Below are 25,103 nucleotides of genomic sequence, written 5' to 3'. Positions count from 1 at the left end.
GGCCATCTCAGCCGATCGTCATCAGACTGGCATTGCCGCCCGCCGCCGCCGTATTGACCGACAACGAGCGCTCGATCACCAAACGCTCCAGGGCGACATCCGGTTCACCGTGGGCCAGTCCCTGCACGCTGACGATGGCGCCCGTGCGCCCCGCAATCTGCTGGCAGACCGTGCGCAGCTGGTCGGAATCGCCGTGGTGCAGCACCGCGTCGAAAGCGCAGTCCGGCGCCGTCCAGTCGGCGACCAGCTGGACGCGCGATTGTACTGCCCGGGGCAGGCGCGCCTGCAGCGCTCGTCGCGCCGCGTCGTCGGGCCACAACGCCGGCGCGCCGACCGCCAGCGCCGCCGCCAGCTCGAGCAGCAGGTCGGACTCGTCGCGCGCCAGGCACAGCACGCCGTCTCGCGGCAGCAGGGTGTAGGTATTGCGCTCGCCCGTGGGGCCGGGCAGCGTCACCGCCAACCCCGCCGGCGCAGCCGCGGCATAGCGGCGGCAGGCCTCGGCCAGGGCCGGATGCGACTCGCCCGCCCACGCGCCCAGTTCCGCCAGCAGGGCCAGGGCTGCGCGGCCGGCCGGGGTGCGCAGCGCGGAATCGCTGCGCGCGCCGTCCTCGCCCTGGCCGGCGCCGCCGGTACCGTCGGCCGCTGCCCGCCGTACCGCGAGCGCCACCGCATCCTGCGGGCTCACGGCCAGCAGCCGCGCCAGGTAGAGCGGACCGCCTGCCTTGGGCCCGGTGCCGGACAAGCCTTCGCCGCCGAAGGGCTGTACGCCCACCACGGCACCGACCATATTGCGGTTCACATAGAGGTTGCCGGTATGGGCACTCTCTACGATGCGCGCGATGGTTTCATCGATGCGGGTGTGCACGCCCATGGTGAGGCCGTAGCCGGTGCCATTGATCTGACCCATCAGCGCTTCGAGGTCCTCGCGCGCGTAGCGCACCACATGGAGGACCGGGCCGAACACCTCGCGCCGCAGTTCGGCAACGCTGTCCAGCTCGATCAGCGTCGGCGGCACGAAGGTGCCATGCCGGCATGCCTCGGTCAGCCCCGCGTTCGGCTCCGCCTGGTGCACTCTGCGGCCCTTGGCGCGCATGGCTTCGATGTGCGCCACGAGGTTGGCGCGCGCCTCTTCGTCGATGACCGGGCCGACGTCGGTGGACAGGCGGTCCGGATTGCCCAGGGCCAGGTCAGACATCGCCCCCTTGAGCATCTTCAGCACTCGCTCGGCCACGTCCTCCTGCAGGCACAGCACGCGCAGCGCCGAGCAGCGCTGCCCGGCGGAGTCGAAGGCGGATTGCATCACGTCGGCCACCACCTGCTCGGCCAGCGCCGAGGAGTCGACGATCATCGCGTTCTGGCCGCCGGTTTCGGCGATCAGCGGGATCGGCCGGCCGCCGGCGTCCAGCCGGCCCGCCAGGCTGCGCTGCAGCAGGCGCGCCACCTCGGTGGACCCGGTAAACATCACGCCGCGCACGCGGGCGTCGGCCACCAGCGCCGCGCCCACCGTCTCGCCGCGCCCCGGCAGCAACTGCACCGCGCCGGCTGGCACGCCGGCCTCGCGCAGCAGCCGCACGGCCTGCGCCGCGATCAGCGGGGTCTGCTCGGCGGGCTTGGCCAGCACCGTATTGCCTGCCGCCAGTGCCGCCGCCACCTGGCCAGTGAAGATCGCCAGCGGGAAGTTCCACGGGCTGATGCAGACCACCGGGCCGAGCGGCCGGTGGGTGTCGTTGGAAAAGCCCTCGCGTACCTGCGCCGCGTAGTAGCGCAGGAAGTCCACCGCCTCGCGCACCTCGGCGATGGCATTGGAGAAGGTCTTGCCGGCTTCGCGCATGATCACGTTCATCAGCGACTGCATCTGCGCTTCCATCAGGTCCGCGGCGCGCTCCAGCGCGGCGGCGCGGACCGCGGGCGGCGTCGCCTGCCAGATCGGGGCGGCATTGACGGCGGCGGCCAGCGCGGCCTCCACCTCGGCGGTGCCGGCCTCGCTGACATGGCCGACCACGTCGCGGCGGTCGGCCGGGTTCAGCACCGGCACGGCCTCGGCGCGCGCACCGCCCGCCACCTCGCCGTTGGCCGCGACGCCCAGCATCGGCTCGGCGCTGACGCGCTCGCCCGAGGCGGCCAGCAGGGCCGACGACAGCGAGGCCAGGCGCTGTTCATTGGACAGGTCGATCCCCGCCGAATTGGCGCGCACCACGCCATACAGATCGCGCGGCAGCGGGATGCGAGGGTGCGGCCGGCCGAGCACGCCTTCCTCACGGTGCAGCCGCTCGACCACGGCCACCGGGTCGGCGACCAGGTCGTCGATCGGCACCGACTCGTCGGCGATGCGGTTGACGAAGGAGGTGTTGGCGCCGTTCTCGAGCAGGCGGCGCACCAGGTAGGCCAGCAGCGTCTCGTGCGTGCCCACCGGCGCGTAGATGCGGCAGGGCCGGTTCAGCTTGCCCTGCGCCAGCGGGCCCACCACCTGGTCGTAGAGCGGCTCGCCCATGCCGTGCAGGCATTGGAACTCGTACTGGCCGGGGTAGTAGTTGTGGCCGGCGATCTGGTAGATGGCGGCCAGCGTGTGGGCATTGTGGGTGGCGAACTGCGGGAAGATGGCATCGGGCGCGGCCAGCAGCTTGCGCGCGCAGGCCAGGTAGGACACATCGGTGTAGACCTTGCGGGTGTAGACCGGATAGCCTTCCAGGCCCTCGACCTGGGCCCGCTTGATCTCGCTGTCCCAGTAGGCGCCCTTGACCAGGCGGATCATCAGGCGATGGCGGCTGCGGCGCGCCAGGTCGATCAGGTGGTCGATCACGAAGGGGCAGCGCTTCTGGTAGCCCTGCACCACGAATCCGATGCCGTTCCAGCCGGCCAGTTCCGGCTCGAAGCACAGCCGCTCCAGCAGGTCCAGCGACAGCTCCAGCCGGTCGGCCTCCTCGGCGTCGACGTTGATGCCGATGTCATAGTGGCGCGCCAGCTGCGTCAGCGACTTGAGGCGGTCGTACAACTCGCCCATCACGCGTTCGTGCTGGGCCCGGCTGTAGCGCGGGTGCAGCGCCGAGAGCTTGATGGAAATGCCCGGCCCTTCATAGATGCCGCGCCCGCCGGACGCCTGCCCGATAGCATGGATGGCCTGCTCGTAGGCGGCCAGGTAGAACTGGGCGTCGGCCTCGGTCATGGCGGCTTCGCCGAGCATGTCGTAGGAATAGCGGAAGCCCTCGGCCTCGTACTTGCGCGCGTTGGCGAGCGCTTCCGAAATGGTCTCGCCGGTGACGAACTGCTCGCCCATCAGCCGCATCGCCATATCCACGCCCTTGCGGATCACAGGCTCGCCGCCCTTGCCGATCAGGCGCGTGAGGGCGTGCGTCAGGCCAGTCTCGGTGTGCGTCGTCACCAGCTTGCCGGTCAGCAGCAGGCCCCAGGTGGCGGCGTTGACGAACAGCGAGCGGCTCTGCCCCAGGTGCGATTGCCAATTGGCGCCGCTGATCTTGTCGCGGATCAGCGCGTCGCGCGTGGCCTTGTCCGGGATGCGCAGCAGCGCCTCGGCCAGGCACATCAGCGCCACCCCCTCCTGTGATGACAGGGAGAACTCCTGGATCAGGCCCTGCACCAGCCCCTGCTTGCTCCAGCCAGGGCTGCCGCTGGCCGTTCGTTCGCGCAGCCGCCCCGCCAGCGTGGCGGCCATGGTCACGGCCGCCTCGGCCTGCGCCGCGGGCAGCCGGGCCTGTTCCAGCAGCACCGGCACGCATTCGGGCTCGGGCCGGCGATAGGCCGAGGTGATGGCCGCGCGCAGCACCGACTGCGGCTGCACGCTCTGCGCGAACTCCAGGAAAGGCTGCGGTGCGCTTTCGGCGGACACGCCTTCCCCGGCCTCGGCCGTGCCGGCATCGGCGCCATCGGCACCCTCGTGCGGCAGCAGGCCGCGCTCGATCTGCTCCAGGTAGCTGAAGATGGCTTGCTTGATCAGCCAGTGCGGGGTGCGGTCGATGCGTTGCGCCGCGCGCTTGAGGCGCTCGCGGGAAGCGTCGTCCAGCTTGACGCCAAGGGTGGTGGTGGCCATGCGTGCGGTTCTCCGTGATGCGCGGCGGCCGGCCGTGACGGCGCGGCAGCCCGTGGACTGCCGCCATCATACGCCGCGCAAAACATCGGGTGCAACCGGGTGCAACCCACATTTTCCTAGGGGTAAACGCGGTTGCACCTCGGATCTCGCGACAAGCCGCGGCCTGCTTGCCTCAGATCCTTAGAGGATCCACTTCCAACTGCCAGCGTACCCCTTTTCCGGCCTCGCCAAGTGCACCGAAAGTCTGCACCCACTCGCTGATAAAGCGTTGCAGGGCCTGGCGCGAGTGGCTCTCCGCCAGCATCTGGGCACGCTCGCGGTTGGCTACCCGCACCATCGACATCGGCACCGGGTCGTGGAGTTGCACCTCAGGCGCCTGCGACCCCAATTCCGCCTGCCGGCGCGCGGCCTGCAGGAAGGCCAGCGCGCGCTCGAGTTGCCCGTGTTCGGCTGTCAGCAAGGCCTGGTAGGCGAAGGGCGGCAGGCCGGCCTGCCGGCGCTCGCGCAACTGGGCCGCGGCGAATCCATCATAGTCATGCCGGGCCAGCGCCTGCAATGCGGCCGCATCCGGATAGCGGGTCTGGATCAGGACCTCGCCGGCCAGCCCCGCCCGTCCGGCGCGGCCAGCCACCTGCATCAGCGAGGCAAAGAGGTGCTCGGCGGCGCGGAAATCGTGGCTGAACATGGCCGCGTCCGGATGCACGATGCCGACCAGCGTCACGCGCTGGAAGTCGTGCCCCTTGGCCACCATCTGGGTGCCGACCAGAATGTCGACCTCGCCCGCGTGGACCTCGTCGAACATGGCCTGGGCGCTGCCCTTGCGGCGCGTCGAGTCGGCATCGATGCGGGCGATTCGGGCCTGCGGGAAGCGTGCCGCCAACGCTTCTTCCACACGCTGGGTGCCGCGCCCGAGCGGTGCGATATCCATGTTGCCGCAATCCGGGCAGTGGTGCGGCACCGGTGCCTCGAGCCCGCAATGGTGGCAGCGCAGGCGCCGTTCCGGCCGGTGCAGCACCAGGTAGGCAGAGCAGCGCGGGCAGCCCGACAGCCAGCCGCAGGCATCGCAGGCCAGCACCGGCGCATAGCCGCGCCGGTTGAGGAACAGCAGGCTCTGCTCGCCGCGCTCCAGGCGCGCCTGCACTGCCTCCAGCAGCGGCGCCGACAGCCCTTCGTAAAGCGGGCGCTGGCGCTGCCGCTCATGGTTCAGGTCGACCAGCCGTACCGTGGGCAGCACGGCGTCCGCCTGGGCGCGCTCGCGCAGCACCAGCTTGCGGTAGGCGCCCTGCTCCGCGCGCCACCATGACTCCATCGAGGGCGTGGCGGAACCCAGCACGATCGGGATACCAAGTTGCTTGGCGCGCCAGACAGCGAGGTCGCGCGCCGAATAGCGCAATCCTTCCTGCTGCTTGTAGGACGTATCGTGCTCTTCGTCGACCAGGATCAGCGACAGCCGCGGCAGCGATGCCATCACGGCCATGCGCGTGCCCAGCACGATACGGGCCTCGCCACGGTGCGCCGCGAGCCATTGCAGGCTGCGCTCCTGGTCGGCCAGGCCGCTGTGCAGCACCGCCAGCGGTTCGGCCGGAAAGCGCGCGGCCACGCGCGCCTGCAGCTGCGGGGTCAGGTTGATCTCGGGCACCAGCATCAGCACCTGGGCCTGCGGGTCCGCCGCCAGCGCGCGGGCGATGGCGTGCAGGTAGACCTCGGTCTTGCCGCTGCCCGTCACGCCGTGCAGCAGGAAGGGCGAAAAACCCTGCGCCTGGCCGATCGCCTCGGTGGCCAGCCGCTGCTCCTCGTGCAGCGGCGGCGGCACGGACGCTTGTTGCTGGGGATGCACATCGAGCAAAGGCCGCGCGCAGGTCTCGGCTTCGAGCCAGCCGGCCTCTTCCCACTGCGCCAGCCGCGCTGGCGCGGCGCTGCACAGGGCACGGGCTTCCGTCAGCGCCAGTCCCGCACCACCCTGCTCGTGCGCGGGATCGTGGCAGGCCACCAGTGCCTGGGCCAGCGCCATGACACTGCGCGCCCGCGCCGGCACGCTGTCGAGCAGCGCCTGGGCGGCGCCGGGCAGCACGCGATAGACCTTGGCCTGCGCACGCTGCGCCAGGCCGGCCCAGCCGCTGCTCTCGCGCAAGGCCGGTGGCAATGCCGGCAGCATGACCTCGCCGAGGCCGCGGTGGTAGTAGCGTGACGCGAAGGCCGCCAGCGCCAGCCATTCGGCGTTGAGCGGCGGCAGCCAGTCGACTCGCGCCGCGATCGGGCGCAGGCGCTCCACCGGCACCTCGCTGCTGTCAGCGCGGGCGACCACGACGCCCGCCAGCTCGCGCCGCCCGAAGGGCACGCTGACAATGGCCCCGGCTTCCAGGGGGAGATGGGTGAGGTAATCGAAGTGATCCGCGGCCGGCGTGTCGAGCGCCACGCGGACGATGCCTGGCCTGGCCGAAGGGAAGACGCCGGCGCTATCCGGCGCATCTGGAATCGCGTCTGGTGCAGCAGGCTTCATGCCGCCCGGCCCGACAGGCGTGCCGCGCCGTGCACCGGGCGCGGGCGGCTTGCGCCCCAGTTGTGCAGCCACGCCGGCGTCACGACGAAGGGGCGGTTTAGTGTGCGGCGCAGCATCAACTTAAAGTAAAACATCAAATGTGCCCCTAAGTCGATGATAGATGACTGCTTTTCCACTGCCCGCCCGCCGCCTGTGGATAACTTTGTTGAAAACTGGCCTCCAGATCCCGCCAAGGCCCGAGAATCAAGGCATCCGCTGGCTTTCCCACAGGGATTGACACAGACCCAATCCCTTTGAAATCAAGCACTTGCGAACCCCCCTCAGATGAGTTAAGGGCTAACCCGCTCTTGCACTGCGGCAAACTCATTGGTGTGCATAAGTCAAGCCTTGACAAGCGGGAAGCTGCACCGGTTTGGCGAAATGGCACAAAAAAGTTTACTTGACAGCGCGTGTGCCGAGCCGCCAGCGGCACCGGGCCGCAACGTCGGCGACTCGCTGCAGCGCATGATGGCGCCGCCGCCTTGTGGCGCGCGGCGCACCGGGTGATCAGGCTTGCGCCGCACGCAACTGGCGGCTGTAGCGATGCACCTCGTCGACGAGGATGGCGGCGCTCTCCGGTGGCGTGAATTGGGAAATGCCATGGCCCAGGTTGAAGACGTGGCCATCGCAGCCGCCGCCGGCGGCGAAGTCGTCCAGCACACGGCGCGCCTGTGCACGGATCGCCGCTTCCGGGGCGAACAGCACGGTCGGGTCGAGATTGCCCTGCAGCGCCACGCGGCCGGCAGTGCGCCGGCGTGCATCGGCCAGGTTGACGGTCCAGTCCAGTCCCACGGCGTCGGCCCCACTGTCGGCGAGCGCCTCCAGCCAGAGTCCCCCGCCCTTGGTGAACACGATGGCCGGCACCGTCTCTCCCGCATGGGTACGCTGGAGCCCGGACAGGACACGCCGCATGTACTCCAGCGAGAAGGCCTGGTAAATGCCGTCGGCGAGTACGCCGCCCCAGGTGTCGAAAATCATCACCGCCTGCGCCCCGGCCTCGATCTGGGCGTTCAGGTAGGCCGTCACCGCGCGTGCATTGATGTCGAGGATGCGGTGCATCAGGTCGGGGCGCGCGTACAGCATCGACTTGACGGTGCGGAAGTCGTCCGAGCCGCCCCCCTCGACCATGTAGCAGGCCAGGGTCCAGGGGCTGCCCGAGAAGCCGATCAGCGGCACTCTTTGGCGGCCGTCCTGAACCAGGGCGCGCCGGATCTCGGCGACCGCGTCGAACACATACTGCAGCGAGGACATATCGGGCACCGCCAGCTTGTCCACATCCGCCTCGGTCCGCACCGGGTGCGCGAATCGGGGACCTTCGCCTTGCGCAAAGGAGAGCCCGAGGCCCATCGCATCGGGTACGGTAAGGATGTCCGAGAAAAGAATGGCCGCGTCGAGCGGGAAGCGGTCCAGCGGCTGCAGGGTCACCTCGGTCGCGTAGGCGGGGTTCTTGGCCAAGCCAAGAAAGCTGCCGGCGCGCGCGCGCGTGGCGTTGTACTCGGGCAAGTAGCGGCCTGCCTGGCGCATCAGCCACAGCGGCGTGTACTCGGTCGGCTGCCGGCGCAGCGCGCGCAGCAAGGTATCGTTCTGCAAGGCGGTCATAGATTCCCTCGTAAGACCGCCATTCTAAGGGATAGGCGCCGCTCGGCCGCCGATTCGGATCAAAGCCGGCGACCGGCAGCGCAAGCGGCCTGGCGCCCCTCAGGCCTCGTCGAGCAGGCTGACGAAGGACTGCGCCGCGCGACGCATCCACTCGCGCGCCCGCGGGGCATCGGGCTGCAACCGCGCGAAGCCATGGGTCATGCCGGCCGCCTCGATCGTGATCACCGGCGCACCGTAGCGCACCAGATAGTCTGCGTAGGCCAGGCCGTCGTCGCGCAGCACATCGTGCGCAGCCACCACCACCACGGTCGCGGGGGGCATGTGCACGGGGGCGGCGCCCATCAGATGGATGCGGGTGTCTTCGAGCCGGGCCCCCTGCGACAGGGCTTCGGCACCGATGAATTGCGACCAGTACCACGCCATCTCGTCGCGCGTGAGCCCCGGGCCGGCGGCGAACGCACGGTAGCTCTCGCTGCTGAACGCGGGCACGGCGGCCGGGTAGACCAGCAACTGCGCGTCGACCAGGCCAGGGCGCGCCCGGGCGCTGGCCTGGCTGGCTGCCTGCGCGGCCAGGTGCGCGCCCGCGCTGTCGCCCGCCACGGCGAGGAAGCCCGGCTCGAAACCCAGCCGGACGCGCTGCTCCGCCAGCCACAGCAGCGATTCGATAGCGTCGTCGCAAGGCGCGGGGAAGGGAAACTCGGGCGCCATGCGGTACTCGACGCTGGCCACCGCACAGCCGGTGTCAGCGGCCAGGTATGCCGCCACGGTGTGGTGCGTATCGCGCGAGCCCACCACCCAGCCGCCGCCGTGGAAATACACGATCAGGCGCGAGCGCGCCTGGCCCGCCGGCAGGAAAAGCCGCGCGGCGAGCGTGCGGCCGGGCAGCGGGATCTCGATCTCCTTGACGATCAGCGCCTCAGGATCCGGCGCGCGCGAGGTCGTGGCGATCTCGGCAAAGCGGGCGCGGCGCGACGGTGCGTCCTGCGGGTCGGGCTGGCCGGCATAGCGCTCGGCAAGCTGCTGATAGTAGGCAAGGATCTGCGGGTCAATGGCCATGGACGGTGGGGGCGCGCTGAATGGGGTACGGGATGGTCGAAGTGTAGCGACGGCGGCAGCCGCTCGGCTACTGGCAGGCCTACTGGCGCATCCACTCGATCTTGCTGCAGCGGTCCTGCACCGCCAGCAAGCCTGCCGCACGAGCCCGTTCCACGGCGACATCGTTGACAATGCCGAGTTGCAGCCAGACACCGCGCAAACCTTGCGCGATCGCCTCGTCGACCACGGGTAGCGCGTCGTCCGGCCGACGGAAGATATCCACCCAGCCGATCTCGCCGCCCTCGGCGCGGATCGCCGCCACGGCATCGGCCAGGCTGGCGTGGCAGCGCTCGCCCAGGATGCGCTCGCCGGCATGGCGAGGATTGACCGGCACGATACGGAAGCCCTGGCCCTGCAGGAAGGCCGCCACCTCATTGCTGGCCCGGTCAGGCCGATCGGAAAGGCCAGCGACCGCAACTGTCTTCATGGCCAGCATGGCCTGCACGGCCTTTTCCATCTCTGTCATCCCTCGATCTCCGGCGCCTGCGCGCTTGCTTTGTTTGCTATCCCACATTCGCGGTGCCTCGCACCCGGCCGTCACCATGCCGGCCGCACGTGGGCCTATCGCCGCATGATACGGCAGGACCGAACGGCAGGATTGCCCCTGACTGCGCACAGGCGTGGTGCAGGCGCCGGATAAAAGCGGCGCAATCGCCACGTCATGGGCGCTTTAAGTGCCTATTACGATACTTCATTGGAGGGTGCAGCCCAGGAGGGTTGGGCGAGAGCAGGCAGGAGCCGGGGGGGAATGGGGCACAAACGGCGCAGAAGCCGACGAATTGCCGTCAGATCCGGCTTTCAACTTCTTGCAAAACGATACACTTTGTTACTGCCATTACAGGAAGTTTCCCCCACAATGCTTTCACAGATCAGCGTTTCGAATGCGCTGGCCCTGCCCCCCAAGAGAGGGAGAGGATGAAGAGGCCAGTCCGAAGAAAGCCCAGGAATATTTTCAGAGTACCCTGGACAGCCCAGATACAAGACCTGGCCGTCCAGGTACGCAGGAAGACCGAAGACGCGACGCGGCAATTGCCAGTCCGCCGCAGTGAATCCTGAACCCAACCCGTTCCTTCGAATTGACCCCTCGAAGGGATTTTCCCGTCCGCGCGGTGCCTCCCCGGCCCGCGCGTTTTTTTTGCGGATTCAAGTTTCAAGAATAGCGCGACGCGAATAAGAAAGGCAGCCTTGCGGCTGCCTTTTTTGTTGCCGCGCAAAAAAACAACAGCCGCGGCGGCGCAGCGTGCTCAGCGACGCTTGCGGCGCAGGCGCGAGATCGCGGCGAGCTGGGCGGCAGCAACCGCCAGTTCGCTTTGGGCGCGCGCCAGATCCAGGTCGCTGCTCTTGTTCTGCAGCGCTTCCTCGGCCGCGCGCTTGGCCTCTTGTGCCTTGGCCTCGTCCAAGTCAGCACCGCGGATGGCGGTGTCGGCCAGCACGGTGACGTGCTTGGGCTGGACTTCGAGAATGCCGCCGGCAACGAACACGAACTCTTCGCTGCCGTCTTCCTTCTCGATACGCACGGCGCCCGGCTGGATGCGCGTGATCAGCGGCGTGTGGCCGGGCAGAATGCCCAGTTCACCCGCCTCGCCCGGCAGCGCCACGAACTTCGCCTGGCCGGAGAAGATCGACGCTTCCGCGCTGACGACGTCTACAAGAATGGTTGCCATGTGAATTCCTTTGTCCCGGTAAGCATCGGCTTCCCGTTACCGGGAAGCCAGGTTTCCGCCCCGCTATCGCTCCACGCCCGCCGCAGGCCTTTCGGCCCGCGATGGACGCGGCGCGGTGCATCAGGGCGAAGACGGCGCTTACTGGAGCTTCTTGGCCTTCTCGAAGGCTTCGTCGATCGAGCCGACCATGTAGAAGGCCTGCTCGGGCAGGTGGTCGCACTCGCCGTCCACCAGCATCTTGAAGCCACGGATGGTTTCCTTCAGCGGCACGTACTTGCCCGGCGAACCCGTGAACACTTCCGCGACGTGGAAGGGCTGCGACAGGAAACGCTGGATCTTACGGGCGCGGGCCACGGCTAGCTTGTCTTCCGGCGCCAGTTCGTCCATGCCCAGAATCGCGATGATGTCGCGCAGTTCCTTGTAGCGCTGCAGGGTCTGCTGCACACGGCGAGCGATTTCGTAGTGCTCGGTGCCGACGACCTGCGGATCCAGCTGGCGCGAGGTCGAGTCGAGCGGGTCGATGGCGGGGTAGATACCGAGCGCAGCGATGTCACGCGACAGCACGACGGTCGAGTCCAAGTGCAGGAAGGTGGTAGCCGGCGACGGGTCGGTCAAGTCATCGGCAGGCACGTACACGGCCTGGATCGAGGTGATCGAACCGGTCTTGGTCGAGGTGATGCGCTCCTGCAGCTTGCCCATTTCCTCGGCCAGCGTCGGCTGGTAGCCCACGGCGGAAGGCATACGGCCCAGCAGTGCCGACACTTCGGTACCGGCCAGCGTGTAGCGGTAGATGTTGTCGACGAAGAACAGGATGTCGCGGCCTTCGTCGCGGAACTTCTCGGCCATGGTCAGGCCGGACAGCGCCACGCGCAGACGGTTGCCCGGCGGCTCGTTCATCTGGCCGAACACCATGGCCACCTTGTCGAGCACGTTCGAGTCCTTCATTTCGTGGTAGAAGTCGTTCCCTTCACGGGTACGCTCGCCCACGCCGGCGAACACCGACAGACCGCTGTGCTGCTTGGCGATGTTGTTGATGAGCTCCATCATGTTGACGGTCTTGCCCACGCCTGCACCACCGAACAGACCCACCTTGCCGCCCTTTGCGAACGGGCAGACCAGGTCGATCACCTTGATGCCGGTTTCGAGCAGGTCAACGGAGGGCGACAGCTCGTCGAACTTCGGTGCCTTCTGGTGGATCGCGCGCTTCTCGTCCGAAGCGATCGGGCCGGCTTCGTCGATGGGACGACCCAGCACGTCCATGATGCGGCCCAGGGTGCCTTGACCGACCGGCACCGAAATCGGGGCGCCGGTGCTCTTCACGGCCATGCCGCGGCGCAGGCCGTCGGACGAACCCAGGGCGATGGTGCGGACCACGCCGTCACCGAGCTGTTGCTGCACTTCGAAGGTCAGGCCCTTCTCGGCGAACGAGGCCTCGGCGCTGTCTTCCAGCACGAGCGCCTCATACACCTTCGGCAGCGCGTCGCGGGGGAACTCGATGTCCACCACGGCGCCAATGCACTGCACAATATTTCCGATACTCATTTCGTATCTCCGATAGCTTGAATTCTTGACGCCTCAGACGCGCATCAGACAGCGGCTGCGCCGCTGACGATTTCCGACAGTTCCTTGGTGATCGCGGCCTGGCGGGTCTTGTTGTAGTCCAGCTGCAACTCGCCGATCACGTTCTTGGCATTGTCGGATGCCGCCTTCATGGCCACCATGCGCGCCGACTGCTCGGACGCCATGTTCTCGGCCACGGACTGGTACACCAGCGCTTCCACGTAGCGGACCAACAGTTCTTCCACCACGGTCTGGGCGTCCGGCTCGTAGATGTAGTCCCACGAGTACGCGCGCTTCTCTTCGTCGGTCTGGGAGAGCTTGTCGGCTGCCAGCGGCAGCAGCTGCTCGACCACCGGCTCCTGCCTCATGGTGTTCACGAACTTCGTGTACGCCAGGTACACGGCGTCGATCTCGCCATTGGTGAAGGCATCGAGCTGGACCTTGACCGCGCCGATCAGCTTTTCCAGATGCGGGGTGTCACCGAGCTGCACCACGTGCGAAACCACCTTGGCGCCGATACGGCCGAGGAACTGCATGCCCTTGGTACCGATGGCGGTCGCCTGCACCTGCACACCACGCGCCTGCAGGTCGCGAAGCTCGTTCGTGACCGAGCGCAGCACGTTGGTGTTCAGGCCGCCGCACAGCCCCTTGTCGGTCGTCACCACGATCAGGCCCGCGCGCTTGACGTCGCGCTCCTGCATGAAGGGGTGCTTGAACTCGGGGTTGGCTGACGCCAGGTGCGCTGCGATATTGCGCACCTTCTCGGCGTAGGGACGGGCATTGCGCATCCGCTCCTGCGCCTTGCGCATCTTGGACGCGGCGACCATCTCCATCGCCTTGGTGATCTTGCGCGTGTTTTGCACGCTCTTGATCTTGGTTCGAATCTCTTTCGTTCCGGCCATATCTTCCTCTCCATTCACGCCGCGCTGCACGCCACCAGCCGGTGGCGCGCGGCACGGCGCTGCGGAATAACGTGGTTAGAACGCGGCGGACTTCTTGAAATCCTCGATCGCGGCACGCAGCGCGGCCTCGTCATCCTTCGAGAGATCCTTGGTGTCTTCGATGCGGTTGACGAGATCGGCGTACTTCGACTTCAGGTGGTCGTGCAGGCCCTTCTCGAACGGCAGCAGGTCCTTCACTTCCACGTTGTCGAGGTAGCCGTTGTTGGCGGCGTACAGCGACGCGGCCAGCTGCCATACCTGCAGCGGCTGGTATTGCGGCTGCTTCAGCAGTTCGGTCACGCGACGGCCGCGCTCGAGCTGCTTGCGGGTGGCATCGTCCAGGTCCGAGGCGAACTGCGCGAACGCAGCCAGCTCACGGTACTGGGCCAGGTCGGTACGGATACCGCCGGACAGCTTCTTGATGACCTTGGTCTGGGCGGCACCACCGACGCGCGACACCGAGATACCGGCGTTGATTGCGGGGCGGATACCGGCGTTGAACAGGTCGGTTTCCAGGAAGATCTGGCCGTCGGTGATCGAGATCACGTTGGTCGGCACGAAGGCGGACACGTCGCCGGCCTGCGTTTCGATCACGGGCAGCGCGGTCAGCGAACCGGTCTTGCCCTTGACTGCGCCCTTGGTGAACTTCTCGACGTACTCGTCGTTCACGCGAGCGGCACGCTCGAGCAGGCGCGAGTGCAGGTAGAACACGTCGCCGGGGTAGGCTTCGCGGCCCGGCGGGCGGCGCAGCAGCAGCGAGACCTGGCGATAGGCCCAGGCTTGCTTGGTCAGGTCGTCATAGACGATCAGCGCGTCTTCGCCGCGGTCGCGGAAGTACTCGCCCATCGTGCAGCCGGCGTAGGCAGCCAGGTACTGCATGGCGGCCGAGTCCGAAGCGGCGGCGGCGACCACGACGGTGTATTCCATCGCGCCGAGTTCTTCCAGCTTGCGCACCACGTTGGCGATGGTCGAAGCCTTCTGACCGATTGCCACGTACACGCAGAAGACGCCCTTGCCCTTCTGGTTGATGATCGCGTCGACAGCGACGGCGGTCTTGCCGGTCTGGCGGTCGCCGATGATCAGCTCACGCTGGCCGCGGCCGATCGGCACCATGGCGTCGATCGACTTCAGGCCGGTCTGCACCGGCTGGCTCACCGACTGGCGTGCGATCACGCCCGGCGCGACCTTCTCGATCACGTCCGTTTCCTTGGCGTTGATCGGGCCCTTGCCGTCGATCGGCTGGCCCAGCGTGTTGACCACGCGGCCCAGCAGTTCCTTGCCCACGGGCACTTCCAGAATGCGGCCGGTGCACTTGACCGTATCGCCTTCCGAAATGTGTTCGTAATCACCCAGCACCACGGCGCCGACCGAGTCGCGCTCGAGGTTCAGCGCGAGGCCGAAGGTGTTACCCGGGAATTCCAGCATCTCGCCCTGCATCACGCCGGACAGGCCGTGCACGCGGCAGATACCATCGGTCACGGAAATCACCGTGCCGGTGTTGCGCACTTCAGCTTCGGCGCCAAGGCCCGAGATGCGGGACTTGATCAGCTCGCTGATTTCTGAGGGGTTCAGTTGCATCACAATGCTCCTAATTCTTCAATCCGTCGGCCGATGCGCTCAATGGCGCATCATGCGGTCAGCGCGGCTTGCATGGCAGCCAGGCGCGCACGCACGGAGGTGTCGAGCACTTCGTCGCCGACCTTGACGCTCACGCCGCCAATCAGGGACGGGTCAACCGCCACCTTGGCTTGCAGCTTGCGGCCGAACTTGCGCTCGAGCGCGGCGACGAGGTCGTTCAACTCGGCGCCTTCCATCGGGAAGGCACTGGTGATCTCGACATCGGCCTGCCCTTCGCGGGCGTTCTTGAGCGCATGGAATTGCTCGGCGATCTCCGGCAGCACGGTCAGGCGGCTGTTATCCACCAGCAGTCCGACGAAGCGCTTGGCTTCGTCGTTGACCGGGGACTTCAGCACCGACAGGAACGTCTCGGCCAGCTTGTTGCCGGGAACGTTCGGATCAGCGGCGAGCGCCTGCATGTCGGGGTTGGCGGCAACCTGCCCCATCTCCGACACCAGCTCGGACCATGCACCCAGATTGCCAGCGCTCGATTCGCTTGCGACGCGGAACAGCGCCTCAGCGTAGGGACGGGCAATGGTTGCGGTTTCTGCCATGATTAGAGCTCAGCCTTGAGTTGGGTGAGCAGGTCGGCGTGGACCTGCGCATTCACTTCACGCTTGAGGATCTGCTCGGCACCCTTGACTGCCAGCACGGCAACCTGGTCACGCAATTGCTCGCGCGCCTTGGTAGCCTGCTGATCGGCGTCGGACTTGGCCTGGGCGATGATGCGTGCGGCTTCGGCCTGGGCGTTGTGCTTGATCTCGTCGGCGACCAGTTGGGCACGCTTCTCGGCGTCGGCAACACGCTGTGCGCCTTCGGTGCGGGCTTCGGCCATGGCCTGGTCCACGCGCTTGTTGGCGAGTTCGAGCTCTGCCTTGCCCTTTTCGGCGGCGGCGAGGCCATCGGCGATCTTCTTTGCGCGTTCGTCGAGCGCCTTCACCAGCGGCGGCCAAATGAATTTGGCAACAACCCACCACAGGATGAAGAACACGACCATCTGCGCAAAAAACGTTGCGTTCAGATTCATGGTGTGTTCCTTTCGGTAATCAAACTACAGATAAATGCGCAAGGGCGGCCAGGCTAGTGGCCCGCGCCGCCCGTCAGCATCATGCAGACCGAAAAGAATTACTTGATGACAGCCAGCAGCGGGTTGGCGAAGGCGAACAGCATGGCCACGCCCACACCGATCAGGAATGCCGCGTCGATCAGGCCAGCCAGCAGGAACATCTTGGTCTGCAGCGGGTTCATCAGCTCGGGCTGACGTGCGCAGGCTTCGATGTACTTGCCGCCCATCAGGGCGATACCCAGGCAGGCACCGATGGCGCCCAGACCGATGATGATGCCGATACCGATAGCGGTCAGACCCTGGATGTTGGCGAGAAATGCTTGCATGATGACTCCTTTAATTTAGAGAGACTTAGAACCAAAAAACCAAAAAACCAAAAACCGGAAATCAGTGGTGATCGTGAGCCTGGCCGATATACACGAGCGTCAGCATCATGAAGATGAAGGCCTGCAGCAGCACGATCAGGATGTGGAAGATCGCCCATACGGTACCAGCCAGTACGTGGCCAGCGAAGCCCAGCGCGGACAGGTCCGCACCGAACGTCCAGATGGAGCCCAGCAGCGCGATCAGCAGGAACACGAGTTCGCCGGCGTACATGTTGCCGAACAACCGCATGCCGAGCGAAACGGCCTTGGCCAGGAATTCGATGATGTTCAGGATCAGGTTGAACGGAGCCAGGTACCACTTGGCGCCGAACGGGGCCGAGAACAGCTCGTGCGCGAAGCCGCCCACGCCCTTGATCTTGAAGCTGTAGTAGATCATCAGGACCAGCACCGAGCACGACATGCCGAGCGTGCCGTTCAGGTCGGCCGTCGCCACTGCGCGGTGGTGGGGAATATGGATGTGGAAGATGCCGAGCAGGCCGTTCAGGCCGGTGACCCAGTCGACCGGGATCAGGTCGATGGCATTCATCATGGTGATCCAGCAGAACACCATCAGCGCCAGCGGGGCGATCCAGGAGCGGTCGCCGTGGATGATGCCCTTGGCCTGGTCGTCGACCATCTCGACGATCATTTCGACGAAGGCCTGGAAGCGGCCCGGCACGCCGGGCGTGCAGCGCCGCGCGGCGATCATCAGGAAGCCGACGGCGATCACGCCGCACAGCACCGACCAGAACACCGTGTCGTAGTTGAGGACGCTGAAATCGACCACGGAGGCTTGCTTGCCGCCGACGGAGTTCAGGTTCTGCAAGTGTTCGGCGATATAGCCGGAGGGTGTAAGCACGTGTTCCGCGCCTTGGATAGCTTCAGACATGTCGAACGAACGGTATATTGCGAAATCTGTAGACCGGCGCCGCGCTCCGCGAACACCCGGTAGTCATCTTGCTCACCTTCGGCCGAATGGCCGGTCACCGCGGGCAAGACCCTCTTATCCTATCCGTGCCCCGCGTCATCAAGATGACGCGCCGCACTGCAACTCTTGATATTCCGCCTGCGCGCCCCATTTCGGACGAAGGCGCCGGTTTCGGCCCCCGGGCCGCTGGCCTAGCGTATGGCCAGCGCCACCCAGTATGTCTTCAGTGCAAGCAGGAACGTGACTAGCATCGGCACCCAGCGCAGATCGTGGTACAGCACCACCACCAGCACGAACAGTGCGGCGGTGCAGAACACCTTGATCGCTTCGCCGACGACCAGACCACTGATCGACGGCCGCTCGCGTGCCATCCACAGGCGCAACGCGAAGAAGCCGCTCGGCACGAAGCATACCGCGCCGCCGAACAGGGCTGACCACGCCGATGCCGCACCAGCCTGGCTGAACCAGCCCCAGGCCGCTGCCGACAGCAGGGTCACCACTACCTGGGCCAACACCACCTTGCCAGGTGTCATGCGCGACGCGCGTAGTGCGCGCTCGCCGAAAAGGTTCACCGCGTCGGCATGCGACAGCGGCTCGATGATGTCTTCCTCTCGCTCCGCCTCGTCTGCCCAGTCCGACTTATCTTCCCAGCGCGCCCGATCTGATTCCTGGCCGGTCTTCCGGCCAGATTCCGGGCCATGCCGGTGCTGTTGCTGACGGTCTCGAGCCACCACCTGCCTTGCCTCGTTCCAGGCCGGAACTTTTCAGCCCGACCAGAATTCAAACCGCACGATTTTAAGGGGATTCCCCGATTCGCGTCAATCCGCTTACATTTGCCTTGCGAGGATGGGGCGCCCGATTGTAGCGCCAGATGCGCCGCGATTCCGGCTTCATGATGGCGTCGGCGTGGCGGCACGACAACGACGCGCAAGGTAATCGCGCAAGATCGCTGCAGAACCGGCACTAATGCCTGCCGCTGGAACGGGCAGCGTGTATCGCGGCCTGCCCATCAAGGAGCGACGCCCCGGTGACAGGGCGCAGGGAAGCGTTGCGTTCAGGCGACGCGCTGATCACCGATGGCGCCGCGCAGGCGCACCAGCACTTCGTCGAGCGCGTCGTTGCTGGTGAAACGCACCGTGAGCTGGCCCTTGCCGCGCGTGTTGAGCTTGATCTGCACGGGCAGGCCCAGCGTGTCGGACAGTTCTTCCTCGAGCCGGGCGACATCACGCCCGCCCGCACCAGCCTTCTGCCTGAGCGATTTCAGCTCGACCGGCTTCAAGGTAGCAGCGACCAGCTTCTCCGTCTCACGTACCGACAGACGCTTGTTGACGACCTGGTTGGCCAGCGTGATCTGCGTGGCACCGTCGACCGCCAGCAGCGCGCGCGCATGGCCCATGTCGAGATCGCCGGCCATCAGCATGGTCTGCACCGGCTGGGCCAGGTTCAGCAGGCGCAGCAGGTTCGAGACAGCACTGCGCGAACGGCCCACCGCTTCGGCCGCCTGCTCGTGCGTGAAACGGAATTCGCGGATCAGGCGCATGATGCCCTGGGCCTCTTCCAGCGGATTCAGGTCTTCGCGCTGGATGTTCTCGATCAGCGCCATGGCGGCGGCGGCTTCGTCGCTCACCTCCTTGACCAGGACCGGCACCTTGTCGAGGCCGGCGATCTTCGAGGCACGGAAGCGGCGTTCGCCGGCAATGATCTCGTAGCGATCGGGATCGGCCACGCGGCGCACAAGAATGGGCTGCATCAGGCCTTGCGCACGGATGCTGGCCGCCAGTTCCTGCAGCGCGCCCTCGTCCATGCGCGTGCGGGGCTGGTACTTGCCGGGCTGCATCTGGTCTAGGCGCAGCACGGTGGGCGCGCCCTCCTGCCTGGCCGTCTCGACGATCTCGGCAGGGCCGCCCAGCAGCGCTTCGAGGCCACGGCCCAGTCCCTTCTTCTTTACGGTGCTCATGCTCGCTTCCTTGCTGCGCGCGGCTCGCGCCACGCCTGTTCAGCCGTCAATGTACACAGATGTATTCAACCAAGCTGCTTGACCCGCGCGATCATCTCCGCGCCGAAGTCGAGATACGCCTTGGCGCCCCTGGACGAGGCATCGAAGGCAACGCCCGGCATGCCATAGGACGGCGCTTCCGCCAGTCGCACATTGCGCGGAATCACAGTCTTGAACACCTTGTCGCCAAAATGCGCCTCGAGCTGGGCCGATACCTGCTGCTGCAGCGTGATGCGCGGGTCGAACATCACACGCAACAGGCCGATGACCTTGAGGTCGCGGTTCATGTTGGCGTGCACCTGCTTGATGGTGTTGACCAGGTCGGACAGGCCTTCCAGCGCGAAGTACTCGCACTGCATGGGCACGATGACGCCATGCGCGGCGCACAGCCCGTTCAGGGTCAGCAAGGACAGCGACGGCGGGCAGTCGATCAGCACGAAGTCATATTCGGCGTCGACCTCGGCGATGGCCTGCTTGAGGCGGCGCTCGCGTTGATCCAGTTCCACCAGCTCCACTTCCGCACCCGCCAGCTCACGATTGGCCGGCAGCACGTCGTACTTGCCCGACTCCGAGCGCTGCCGCGCCTGCGGGATCGTGGCGAGACCCACCAGCACCTCGTAGACGCTTTGCTCCAGCGCCTGCTTGTCGATGCCCGACCCCATCGAGGCGTTGCCCTGCGGATCGAGGTCGACCAGCAGCACACGCTGCTGTTGCGCGGCCAGGCCGGCGGCGAGGTTGACCGTGGTGGTGGTCTTGCCCACTCCGCCCTTCTGGTTTGCGATCACGAATACCTTGGCCATTGCTCCTGAGGCTCCTGATTGAATTCGATTGGCCGGAGCGGGTGCCGCTGCGCGGCCCTGCCCTCCCCGGCAGTAGGTTCAGCGGCGCGACAGCACCACGAGGTGCCGCTCGGCCTCCAGTTCGGGAACAGCCAGGCGGGGCACGGCCTCCACCTGCCAGTCGGCCATCAGGCCGGCCGCTTCCAACCGTTCCAGCTCGGCATGCGGGTACACGCCCTTCATCGCGATCAACTTGCCGCCCGGTGCCAGCAGATGCCCGGAAAGCGTCACGAAGTCGACCAGCTCGGCAAAGGCGCGCGAGGTGATCACGGCGAAGCCGTGTGCATCCTCCAGCTTCTCCACCGGCCCCCAGTGCGCTGCAGCATTCTGCAGGCCCAGCTGGGCCCGGCATTGCGTCAGGAAGGCCGTCTTCTTCTGCACGATATCCACCATCAGCACCGACACGTCGGGGCAGGCGATGGCCAGAGGCAAGCCCGGCATGCCGCCGCCGGAGCCCACGTCCAGCACCCTGCCCCGCGCCGGCCCGGCCACGCCCGGTGCACGCGCCGCCTCGGCCAGCGCCGGCACCGCGGCCAGCGAGTCCAGCAGATGGTGGCTGAGCATTTCGTCAGGATGGCGGATGGCGGTCAGGTTGTAGACCCCATTCCACTTGCGCAGCAGCGCCAGGTAGGCGAACAGCGTCTCGACCTGGGCCGGCGCGAGCGCCAGGCCGATGGCCGACAGGCCGGCTTCGAGCCGGCGGCGCTGCGCCGCTTCGTTCGCGCCGCCGCTTGCCATGTGTCTCGGCGCCGTCACTCAGGCGGCCTCTTGCGGAGACTCGGCCGAGCCGGCCGGGGCGGCCTTGCGGCCCATGCCCTTCTTCTTCAGGTGTACCAGCAGCAGCGAGATGGCCGCCGGCGTGACGCCGGAGATACGCGAGGCCTGGCCCAGCGTTTCCGGACGATGCTGGTTCAGCTTCTGGCTGACCTCGAAGCCCAGCCCGCGCACCTCGGTGTAGTCGAAGTCCGGCGGCAGGCGGGTCGCCTCGTTGGCGCCCAGCTTGTCCACCTCGGCGGCCTGGCGCGCGATATAGCCGTGATACTTGATGCCGATCTCGATCTGCTCGCGGATCTGCTCGGCCAGCATGGGCTCGGCATCGAGCGGCGCCTCCGGTGCGTGGCGGCCACCCTGCAATGCCATCAATGACTCGTAGCTGACGGCCGGGCGGCGCAGCAGGTCCGCCAGGCTGTACTCGCGCTCGATCGCCTTGCCCAGCAAGGGAACCGCGTCTTCCGGCGGCAACAGCGTCGGATTGACCCAGGTGCTCTTGAGCCGCTCTGTTTCACGTGAAACAGCGTCGCGCTTGCGGTTGAAGGCATCCCAGCGAGCGTCGTCGACCACGCCGAGCTCGCGCCCGGCCTCGGTCAGGCGCATGTCCGCATTGTCCTCACGCAGGCTCAGGCGGAACTCGGCGCGGCTGGTGAACATCCGGTACGGCTCGGTCACGCCGCGCGTGATCAGGTCGTCGACCAGCACGCCCAGGTAGGCCTGGTCGCGACGCGGCGTCCAGGCATCGCGCTCACGCACGAAGCAGCCCGCATTGATGCCGGCCAGCAGGCCTTGGGCGGCCGCTTCCTCATAGCCGGTGGTGCCGTTGATCTGTCCGGCGAAGAACAGCCCCTGGATGGCCTTGCTTTCCAGCGAGGCCTTCAGCGCGCGCGGGTCGAAGTAGTCGTACTCGATGGCGTAGCCGGGACGCATGATGTGCGCGTTTTCCATGCCACGGATCGAGTGGACCAGTTCGAGTTGCACGTCGAACGGCAGGCTGGTGGAGATACCGTTGGGATAGAACTCGTTGGTCGTCAGCCCTTCCGGCTCCAGGAAGATCTGGTGGCTTTCCTTGCTGGCGAAGCGATGGATCTTGTCCTCGATGCTCGGGCAGTAGCGCGGCCCTACCCCTTCGATCACGCCGGTGTACATCGGCGAGCGGTCCAGGCCGCCGCGGATGATGTCGTGGGTGCGCGAGTTCGTATGGGTGATCCAGCACGGCAGTTGCTGCGGATGTTGTTCGGGGCGACCCAGGAAGGAGAACACTGGCACCGGGTCGAGATCACCGGGCTGCTCTTCCATCACCGTGAAGTCGATGGTGCGGCCGTCGATGCGCGGCGGCGTGCCGGTCTTGAGGCGGCCCTGCGGCAGCTTCAACTCCTTCAGGCGCGCGGACAGCGAGACCGAGGCCGGATCGCCGGCACGGCCGCCGGTGTAGTTATCCAGGCCCACGTGAATCTTGCCATCCAGGAAGGTACCGGCGGTCAGCACCACGGCACGCGCGCGGAAAGCGATGCCGACCTGGGTCACGGCGCCGACCACACGGTCACCCTCGACCAGCAGGTCGTCGACTGCCTGCTGGAACAGCATCAGGTTCGGCTGGTTCTCCAGCCGGGTGCGGATGGCCTTGCGGTACAGCACACGGTCCGCCTGGGCGCGCGTGGCGCGAACGGCAGGACCCTTGCTGGAATTCAGGATGCGGAATTGGATGCCCGCCTCGTCGGTGGCCGCAGCCATCGCCCCGCCCATGGCGTCGACTTCCTTGACGAGATGCCCTTTGCCGATGCCGCCGATGGACGGATTGCAGCTCATCTGACCCAAGGTCTCGATGTTATGGGTCAGCAGCAGGGTCTGGCAGCCCATCCGGGCTGCGGCAAGCGCCGCCTCTGTTCCGGCATGGCCGCCGCCGACGACGATGACGTCGAACTCTTTTGGGTAAAGCATGGGACACCTCCTCCAGGAGGTCGCGAGGAAAAAACAGGATGCCGAATTATAGCGGCAATCACATGTCCCCCCTTTTGCAGAGCGGCATGTTTCACGTGAAACAACGTCAATGGGTAGATCCCGTCACAGCAAGTGTGTTCCACGTGAAACAAAAAAAAGCCGGGCATCTCGGCCCGGCCCATGTTTCACGTGAAACACACACGCGCGACTGCTCGTACTGTCGTACTCAGATCTGAGCCCGCAGGTAGTCGGCAATCCTTGCCGCCAGCACACCGAGGTCACGCTGCACGGTGGCGAAGCCTGCGTTGCGCTCCCGAGTCGCTTCGTCCATGTAGATCGGCCGCCGGATCTCGATCTGCAGGCTGTTCCGACGCTCCGCCGGCCTGCCGATACGCGCGATCAACTGCACCCCCTTGTAGGGGTCATTGCGCGCCACGGTGTAGCCCATGCCCCGCAATTCGCGCTCCACCAGATCGACGATGCCGGGCTCGCAGGTGCTGCCATCCCGGTCGCCGAGCACGAAGTCCGCCAGCGGATGCGCGCTCTGGATCTTCAAGCGCTCGTAGGCATTGTTCGGCATCGAGTGCAGGTTCAGGTGCCAGACGGCACCGAAGCGGCGATGGGCAGCCTCGACCGCCTCGCCCAGCACGGCATGGTAAGGGCGGTAGTACTGGTCGATACGGCGCTGCACCTCGTCCACGCCAAGCTTGCGCGCATAGATCGAGGTATCGGCATCCATCCGGCTCCAGATCAGCCCGTAGCCCAGGCGGGTCTTCTCCCCTGGCGCCAGCGGCTCGGGCCAGGCGCCGTCGAGCAGCGCCGGGTCCAGGTCATCCAGCGTCCGGTTCGGGTCGATATAGACACGCGGGAACGTCGCCGCGATCAAGGTACCTCCGACTCGCGGCACGGCCTCCCACAGGGCATCCACATGGGTATCTTCGCCGCCGCGCAGCCGCTGTGCCGGCAACGCGGAGCCGAAGTCGGCGGGATAACTGGTACCGCTATGCGGCGAATCACATACCAGGGGCAGTGCCTCCCCTTCCGGCAGGCACAACGTAAACGGGGCCGACACCGCCGCTTTCTCGAACGACTCCGCCATGCTCAGTCCAGCTTGATGTTCGCTGCCTTGGCCACGCGCGCATAGCGCGCCATCGCCTGCTGCATCTGTGCCTTGAACTGTTCCGGCGTGTTGGGGATCAGCGTACCGCCCGACTCCTCCACCTTGCGCTTGAACTCCGGATTCAGCATCGCCTTGTGGATGGCGGCGTTCAGCCTGGCCACGATGGCCGGGGGCGTGCCTGCCGGCGCGACGATGCCGAACCAACCGCCCTCCCCCATTTCCTTGAAGCCGAGCTCGGCATAGGTCGGCACGTTCGGCAGCTGCGGCGAGCGCGCCGCGCCCAGCACGGCCAGCGCGCGCAGCCGGCCCGATTTCACGTGAGGCAGCGTCGACGACAGGTTGTCGGTGATGGCATTGACCTGCCCCGCCACCGCATCGTTGAGGGCCAGGCCCGCACCTTTGTAAGGCACATGCAGCAGGTCGATCTTGGCCAGCATCATGAAGTTCTCGATGTTGACGTGGCCCAGCGAGCCGGCGCCCGGCGAAGCGAAGCTGTACTTGCCGGGGTTGGCCTTGGCCAGCGCGATGAACTCCTGCATGGTCTTGGCCGGCACGCTAGGATGCACGGCGAACACGCTGGGGATGGCCACCACGTTGGTGATGGGCGCGAAATCCTTGATCGGGTCGTAGTTCAGCTTCGGGAAGACGGCCGGGTTGGAGCCGTGGGTGCTGACCGTGGCCATGCCGATGGTGTAGCCGTCCGGCGCCGAACGCGCTACCTGCTCCATACCGAGGGAGCCACCGGCGCCGCCCTTGTTCTCCACCACGATGGACTGGCCGAGCTCGCGGCCGGTGAATTCCGACACAAGCCGTGCGATCAGGTCGGTCGAACCGCCTGCGGCAAACGGCACCACCAGCTTGATGGGACGGCTCGGATAGTTATCCTGCGCCAGCGCCGCGGCGCCGGGCAGCGCGACGGCGGCGGCCGCAATGCAGGACAGGACGAAATGCCGGCGTGGCGTGCGGGCTCGGGTCATGAGGCTTCTCCTTTACTTTTTTCGGTCATGAACCCGCCCA

The 25,103-nt window shown here is 66.6% G+C and carries 20 protein-coding genes; all 20 read right to left on the bottom strand.

The features are described from left to right. Positions 1-7 precede the first annotated feature (7 nt). Positions 8-4,045 (bottom strand): trifunctional transcriptional regulator/proline dehydrogenase/L-glutamate gamma-semialdehyde dehydrogenase, encoded by a 4,038-nt coding sequence (gene putA, locus AC1Z3O_RS19390; RefSeq protein WP_483517322.1) that lies wholly within the window; start codon positions 4,043-4,045, stop codon positions 8-10. Positions 4,046-4,217: 172 nt separating this feature from the next. After that, positions 4,218-6,545, bottom strand: coding sequence for a primosomal protein N' (locus AC1Z3O_RS19385; RefSeq protein ID WP_483517663.1), 2,328 nt, complete (start codon positions 6,543-6,545; stop codon positions 4,218-4,220). Between the two features lie 546 nt (positions 6,546-7,091). Beyond that, positions 7,092-8,183, bottom strand: coding sequence for a uroporphyrinogen decarboxylase (hemE, locus tag AC1Z3O_RS19380; protein WP_483517321.1), 1,092 nt, complete (start codon positions 8,181-8,183; stop codon positions 7,092-7,094). 99 nt (positions 8,184-8,282) lie between these two features. Further along, positions 8,283-9,239: an alpha/beta hydrolase gene (locus tag AC1Z3O_RS19375; protein WP_483517320.1), complete on the bottom strand. Its 957-nt coding sequence runs from the start codon at positions 9,237-9,239 to the stop codon at positions 8,283-8,285. Positions 9,240-9,318: 79 nt separating this feature from the next. Next, on the bottom strand, positions 9,319-9,744 hold the full coding sequence (locus AC1Z3O_RS19370) for a CoA-binding protein (RefSeq protein ID WP_483517319.1): 426 nt from the start codon (positions 9,742-9,744) through the stop codon (positions 9,319-9,321). A 778-nt stretch (positions 9,745-10,522) separates the two neighbouring features. Then, a complete protein-coding gene (locus tag AC1Z3O_RS19365; RefSeq protein ID WP_071010386.1) occupies positions 10,523-10,942 on the bottom strand; it encodes a F0F1 ATP synthase subunit epsilon in 420 nt (139 codons plus the stop codon). Positions 10,943-11,080: 138 nt separating this feature from the next. Further along, on the bottom strand, positions 11,081-12,484 hold the full coding sequence (atpD, locus tag AC1Z3O_RS19360) for a F0F1 ATP synthase subunit beta (protein ID WP_483517318.1): 1,404 nt from the start codon (positions 12,482-12,484) through the stop codon (positions 11,081-11,083). Positions 12,485-12,528: 44 nt separating this feature from the next. Beyond that, entirely contained in the window at positions 12,529-13,404 is an 876-nt protein-coding gene (gene atpG, locus AC1Z3O_RS19355; protein WP_483517317.1) for a F0F1 ATP synthase subunit gamma, read from the bottom strand. Between the two features lie 75 nt (positions 13,405-13,479). Beyond that, positions 13,480-15,021 carry a F0F1 ATP synthase subunit alpha gene (gene atpA / locus AC1Z3O_RS19350; protein ID WP_483517316.1) on the bottom strand — a complete coding sequence of 514 codons (1,542 nt, stop codon included), beginning with the start codon at positions 15,019-15,021 and terminating at the stop codon, positions 13,480-13,482. A gap of 50 nt (positions 15,022-15,071) precedes the next feature. Then, the gene (locus AC1Z3O_RS19345; protein WP_483517315.1) at positions 15,072-15,614 is read right to left on the bottom strand and encodes a F0F1 ATP synthase subunit delta; all 543 of its coding nucleotides are present in this window, start codon (positions 15,612-15,614) and stop codon (positions 15,072-15,074) included. Between the two features lie 2 nt (positions 15,615-15,616). After that, positions 15,617-16,087, bottom strand: coding sequence for a F0F1 ATP synthase subunit B (locus AC1Z3O_RS19340; protein ID WP_483517314.1), 471 nt, complete (start codon positions 16,085-16,087; stop codon positions 15,617-15,619). A gap of 98 nt (positions 16,088-16,185) precedes the next feature. Next, positions 16,186-16,452: a F0F1 ATP synthase subunit C gene (gene atpE / locus AC1Z3O_RS19335; RefSeq protein ID WP_013958389.1), complete on the bottom strand. Its 267-nt coding sequence runs from the start codon at positions 16,450-16,452 to the stop codon at positions 16,186-16,188. 61 nt (positions 16,453-16,513) lie between these two features. Further along, on the bottom strand, positions 16,514-17,380 hold the full coding sequence (atpB, locus tag AC1Z3O_RS19330) for a F0F1 ATP synthase subunit A (RefSeq protein ID WP_483517313.1): 867 nt from the start codon (positions 17,378-17,380) through the stop codon (positions 16,514-16,516). A gap of 230 nt (positions 17,381-17,610) precedes the next feature. Further along, positions 17,611-18,153: an ATP synthase subunit I gene (locus AC1Z3O_RS19325; protein ID WP_483517312.1), complete on the bottom strand. Its 543-nt coding sequence runs from the start codon at positions 18,151-18,153 to the stop codon at positions 17,611-17,613. 320 nt (positions 18,154-18,473) lie between these two features. Further along, positions 18,474-19,376 (bottom strand): ParB/RepB/Spo0J family partition protein, encoded by a 903-nt coding sequence (locus AC1Z3O_RS19320; RefSeq protein ID WP_483517311.1) that lies wholly within the window; start codon positions 19,374-19,376, stop codon positions 18,474-18,476. A gap of 65 nt (positions 19,377-19,441) precedes the next feature. After that, positions 19,442-20,215, bottom strand: coding sequence for a ParA family protein (locus AC1Z3O_RS19315; protein WP_483517310.1), 774 nt, complete (start codon positions 20,213-20,215; stop codon positions 19,442-19,444). Between the two features lie 78 nt (positions 20,216-20,293). After that, a complete protein-coding gene (gene rsmG / locus AC1Z3O_RS19310; RefSeq protein ID WP_483517309.1) occupies positions 20,294-20,992 on the bottom strand; it encodes a 16S rRNA (guanine(527)-N(7))-methyltransferase RsmG in 699 nt (232 codons plus the stop codon). 18 nt (positions 20,993-21,010) lie between these two features. After that, positions 21,011-22,966, bottom strand: coding sequence for a tRNA uridine-5-carboxymethylaminomethyl(34) synthesis enzyme MnmG (mnmG, locus tag AC1Z3O_RS19305; RefSeq protein WP_483517308.1), 1,956 nt, complete (start codon positions 22,964-22,966; stop codon positions 21,011-21,013). A 226-nt stretch (positions 22,967-23,192) separates the two neighbouring features. Further along, a complete protein-coding gene (locus AC1Z3O_RS19300) occupies positions 23,193-24,065 on the bottom strand; it encodes an N-formylglutamate amidohydrolase (RefSeq protein ID WP_483517307.1) in 873 nt (290 codons plus the stop codon). Positions 24,066-24,067: 2 nt separating this feature from the next. Further along, positions 24,068-25,063, bottom strand: a complete 996-nt coding sequence (locus AC1Z3O_RS19295) for a tripartite tricarboxylate transporter substrate binding protein BugE (protein ID WP_483517306.1) — start codon at positions 25,061-25,063, stop codon at positions 24,068-24,070. Positions 25,064-25,103 lie beyond the last annotated feature (40 nt).

The organism is Cupriavidus sp. 09_S30, from assembly GCF_056930435.1.
This window is presented reverse-complemented; position numbering and strand designations above follow the sequence as displayed.

Excerpts from the sequence above, each read along its gene's own strand:
- putA (WP_483517322.1), bottom strand. The coding sequence starts at position 4,045 with ATGGCCACCACCACCCTTGGCGTCAAGCTGGACGACGCTTCCCGCGAG.
- AC1Z3O_RS19385 (WP_483517663.1), bottom strand. The coding sequence starts at position 6,545 with ATGAAGCCTGCTGCACCAGACGCGATTCCAGATGCGCCGGATAGCGCC.
- hemE (WP_483517321.1), bottom strand. The coding sequence starts at position 8,183 with ATGACCGCCTTGCAGAACGATACCTTGCTGCGCGCGCTGCGCCGGCAG.
- AC1Z3O_RS19375 (WP_483517320.1), bottom strand. The coding sequence starts at position 9,239 with ATGGCCATTGACCCGCAGATCCTTGCCTACTATCAGCAGCTTGCCGAG.
- AC1Z3O_RS19370 (WP_483517319.1), bottom strand. The coding sequence starts at position 9,744 with ATGACAGAGATGGAAAAGGCCGTGCAGGCCATGCTGGCCATGAAGACA.
- AC1Z3O_RS19365 (WP_071010386.1), bottom strand. The coding sequence starts at position 10,942 with ATGGCAACCATTCTTGTAGACGTCGTCAGCGCGGAAGCGTCGATCTTC.
- atpD (WP_483517318.1), bottom strand. The coding sequence starts at position 12,484 with ATGAGTATCGGAAATATTGTGCAGTGCATTGGCGCCGTGGTGGACATC.
- atpG (WP_483517317.1), bottom strand. The coding sequence starts at position 13,404 with ATGGCCGGAACGAAAGAGATTCGAACCAAGATCAAGAGCGTGCAAAAC.
- atpA (WP_483517316.1), bottom strand. The coding sequence starts at position 15,021 with ATGCAACTGAACCCCTCAGAAATCAGCGAGCTGATCAAGTCCCGCATC.
- AC1Z3O_RS19345 (WP_483517315.1), bottom strand. The coding sequence starts at position 15,614 with ATGGCAGAAACCGCAACCATTGCCCGTCCCTACGCTGAGGCGCTGTTC.
- AC1Z3O_RS19340 (WP_483517314.1), bottom strand. The coding sequence starts at position 16,087 with ATGAATCTGAACGCAACGTTTTTTGCGCAGATGGTCGTGTTCTTCATC.
- atpE (WP_013958389.1), bottom strand. The coding sequence starts at position 16,452 with ATGCAAGCATTTCTCGCCAACATCCAGGGTCTGACCGCTATCGGTATC.
- atpB (WP_483517313.1), bottom strand. The coding sequence starts at position 17,380 with ATGTCTGAAGCTATCCAAGGCGCGGAACACGTGCTTACACCCTCCGGC.
- AC1Z3O_RS19320 (WP_483517311.1), bottom strand. The coding sequence starts at position 19,376 with ATGAGCACCGTAAAGAAGAAGGGACTGGGCCGTGGCCTCGAAGCGCTG.
- AC1Z3O_RS19315 (WP_483517310.1), bottom strand. The coding sequence starts at position 20,215 with ATGGCCAAGGTATTCGTGATCGCAAACCAGAAGGGCGGAGTGGGCAAG.
- rsmG (WP_483517309.1), bottom strand. The coding sequence starts at position 20,992 with ATGGCAAGCGGCGGCGCGAACGAAGCGGCGCAGCGCCGCCGGCTCGAA.
- mnmG (WP_483517308.1), bottom strand. The coding sequence starts at position 22,966 with ATGCTTTACCCAAAAGAGTTCGACGTCATCGTCGTCGGCGGCGGCCAT.
- AC1Z3O_RS19300 (WP_483517307.1), bottom strand. The coding sequence starts at position 24,065 with ATGGCGGAGTCGTTCGAGAAAGCGGCGGTGTCGGCCCCGTTTACGTTG.
- AC1Z3O_RS19295 (WP_483517306.1), bottom strand. The coding sequence starts at position 25,063 with ATGACCCGAGCCCGCACGCCACGCCGGCATTTCGTCCTGTCCTGCATT.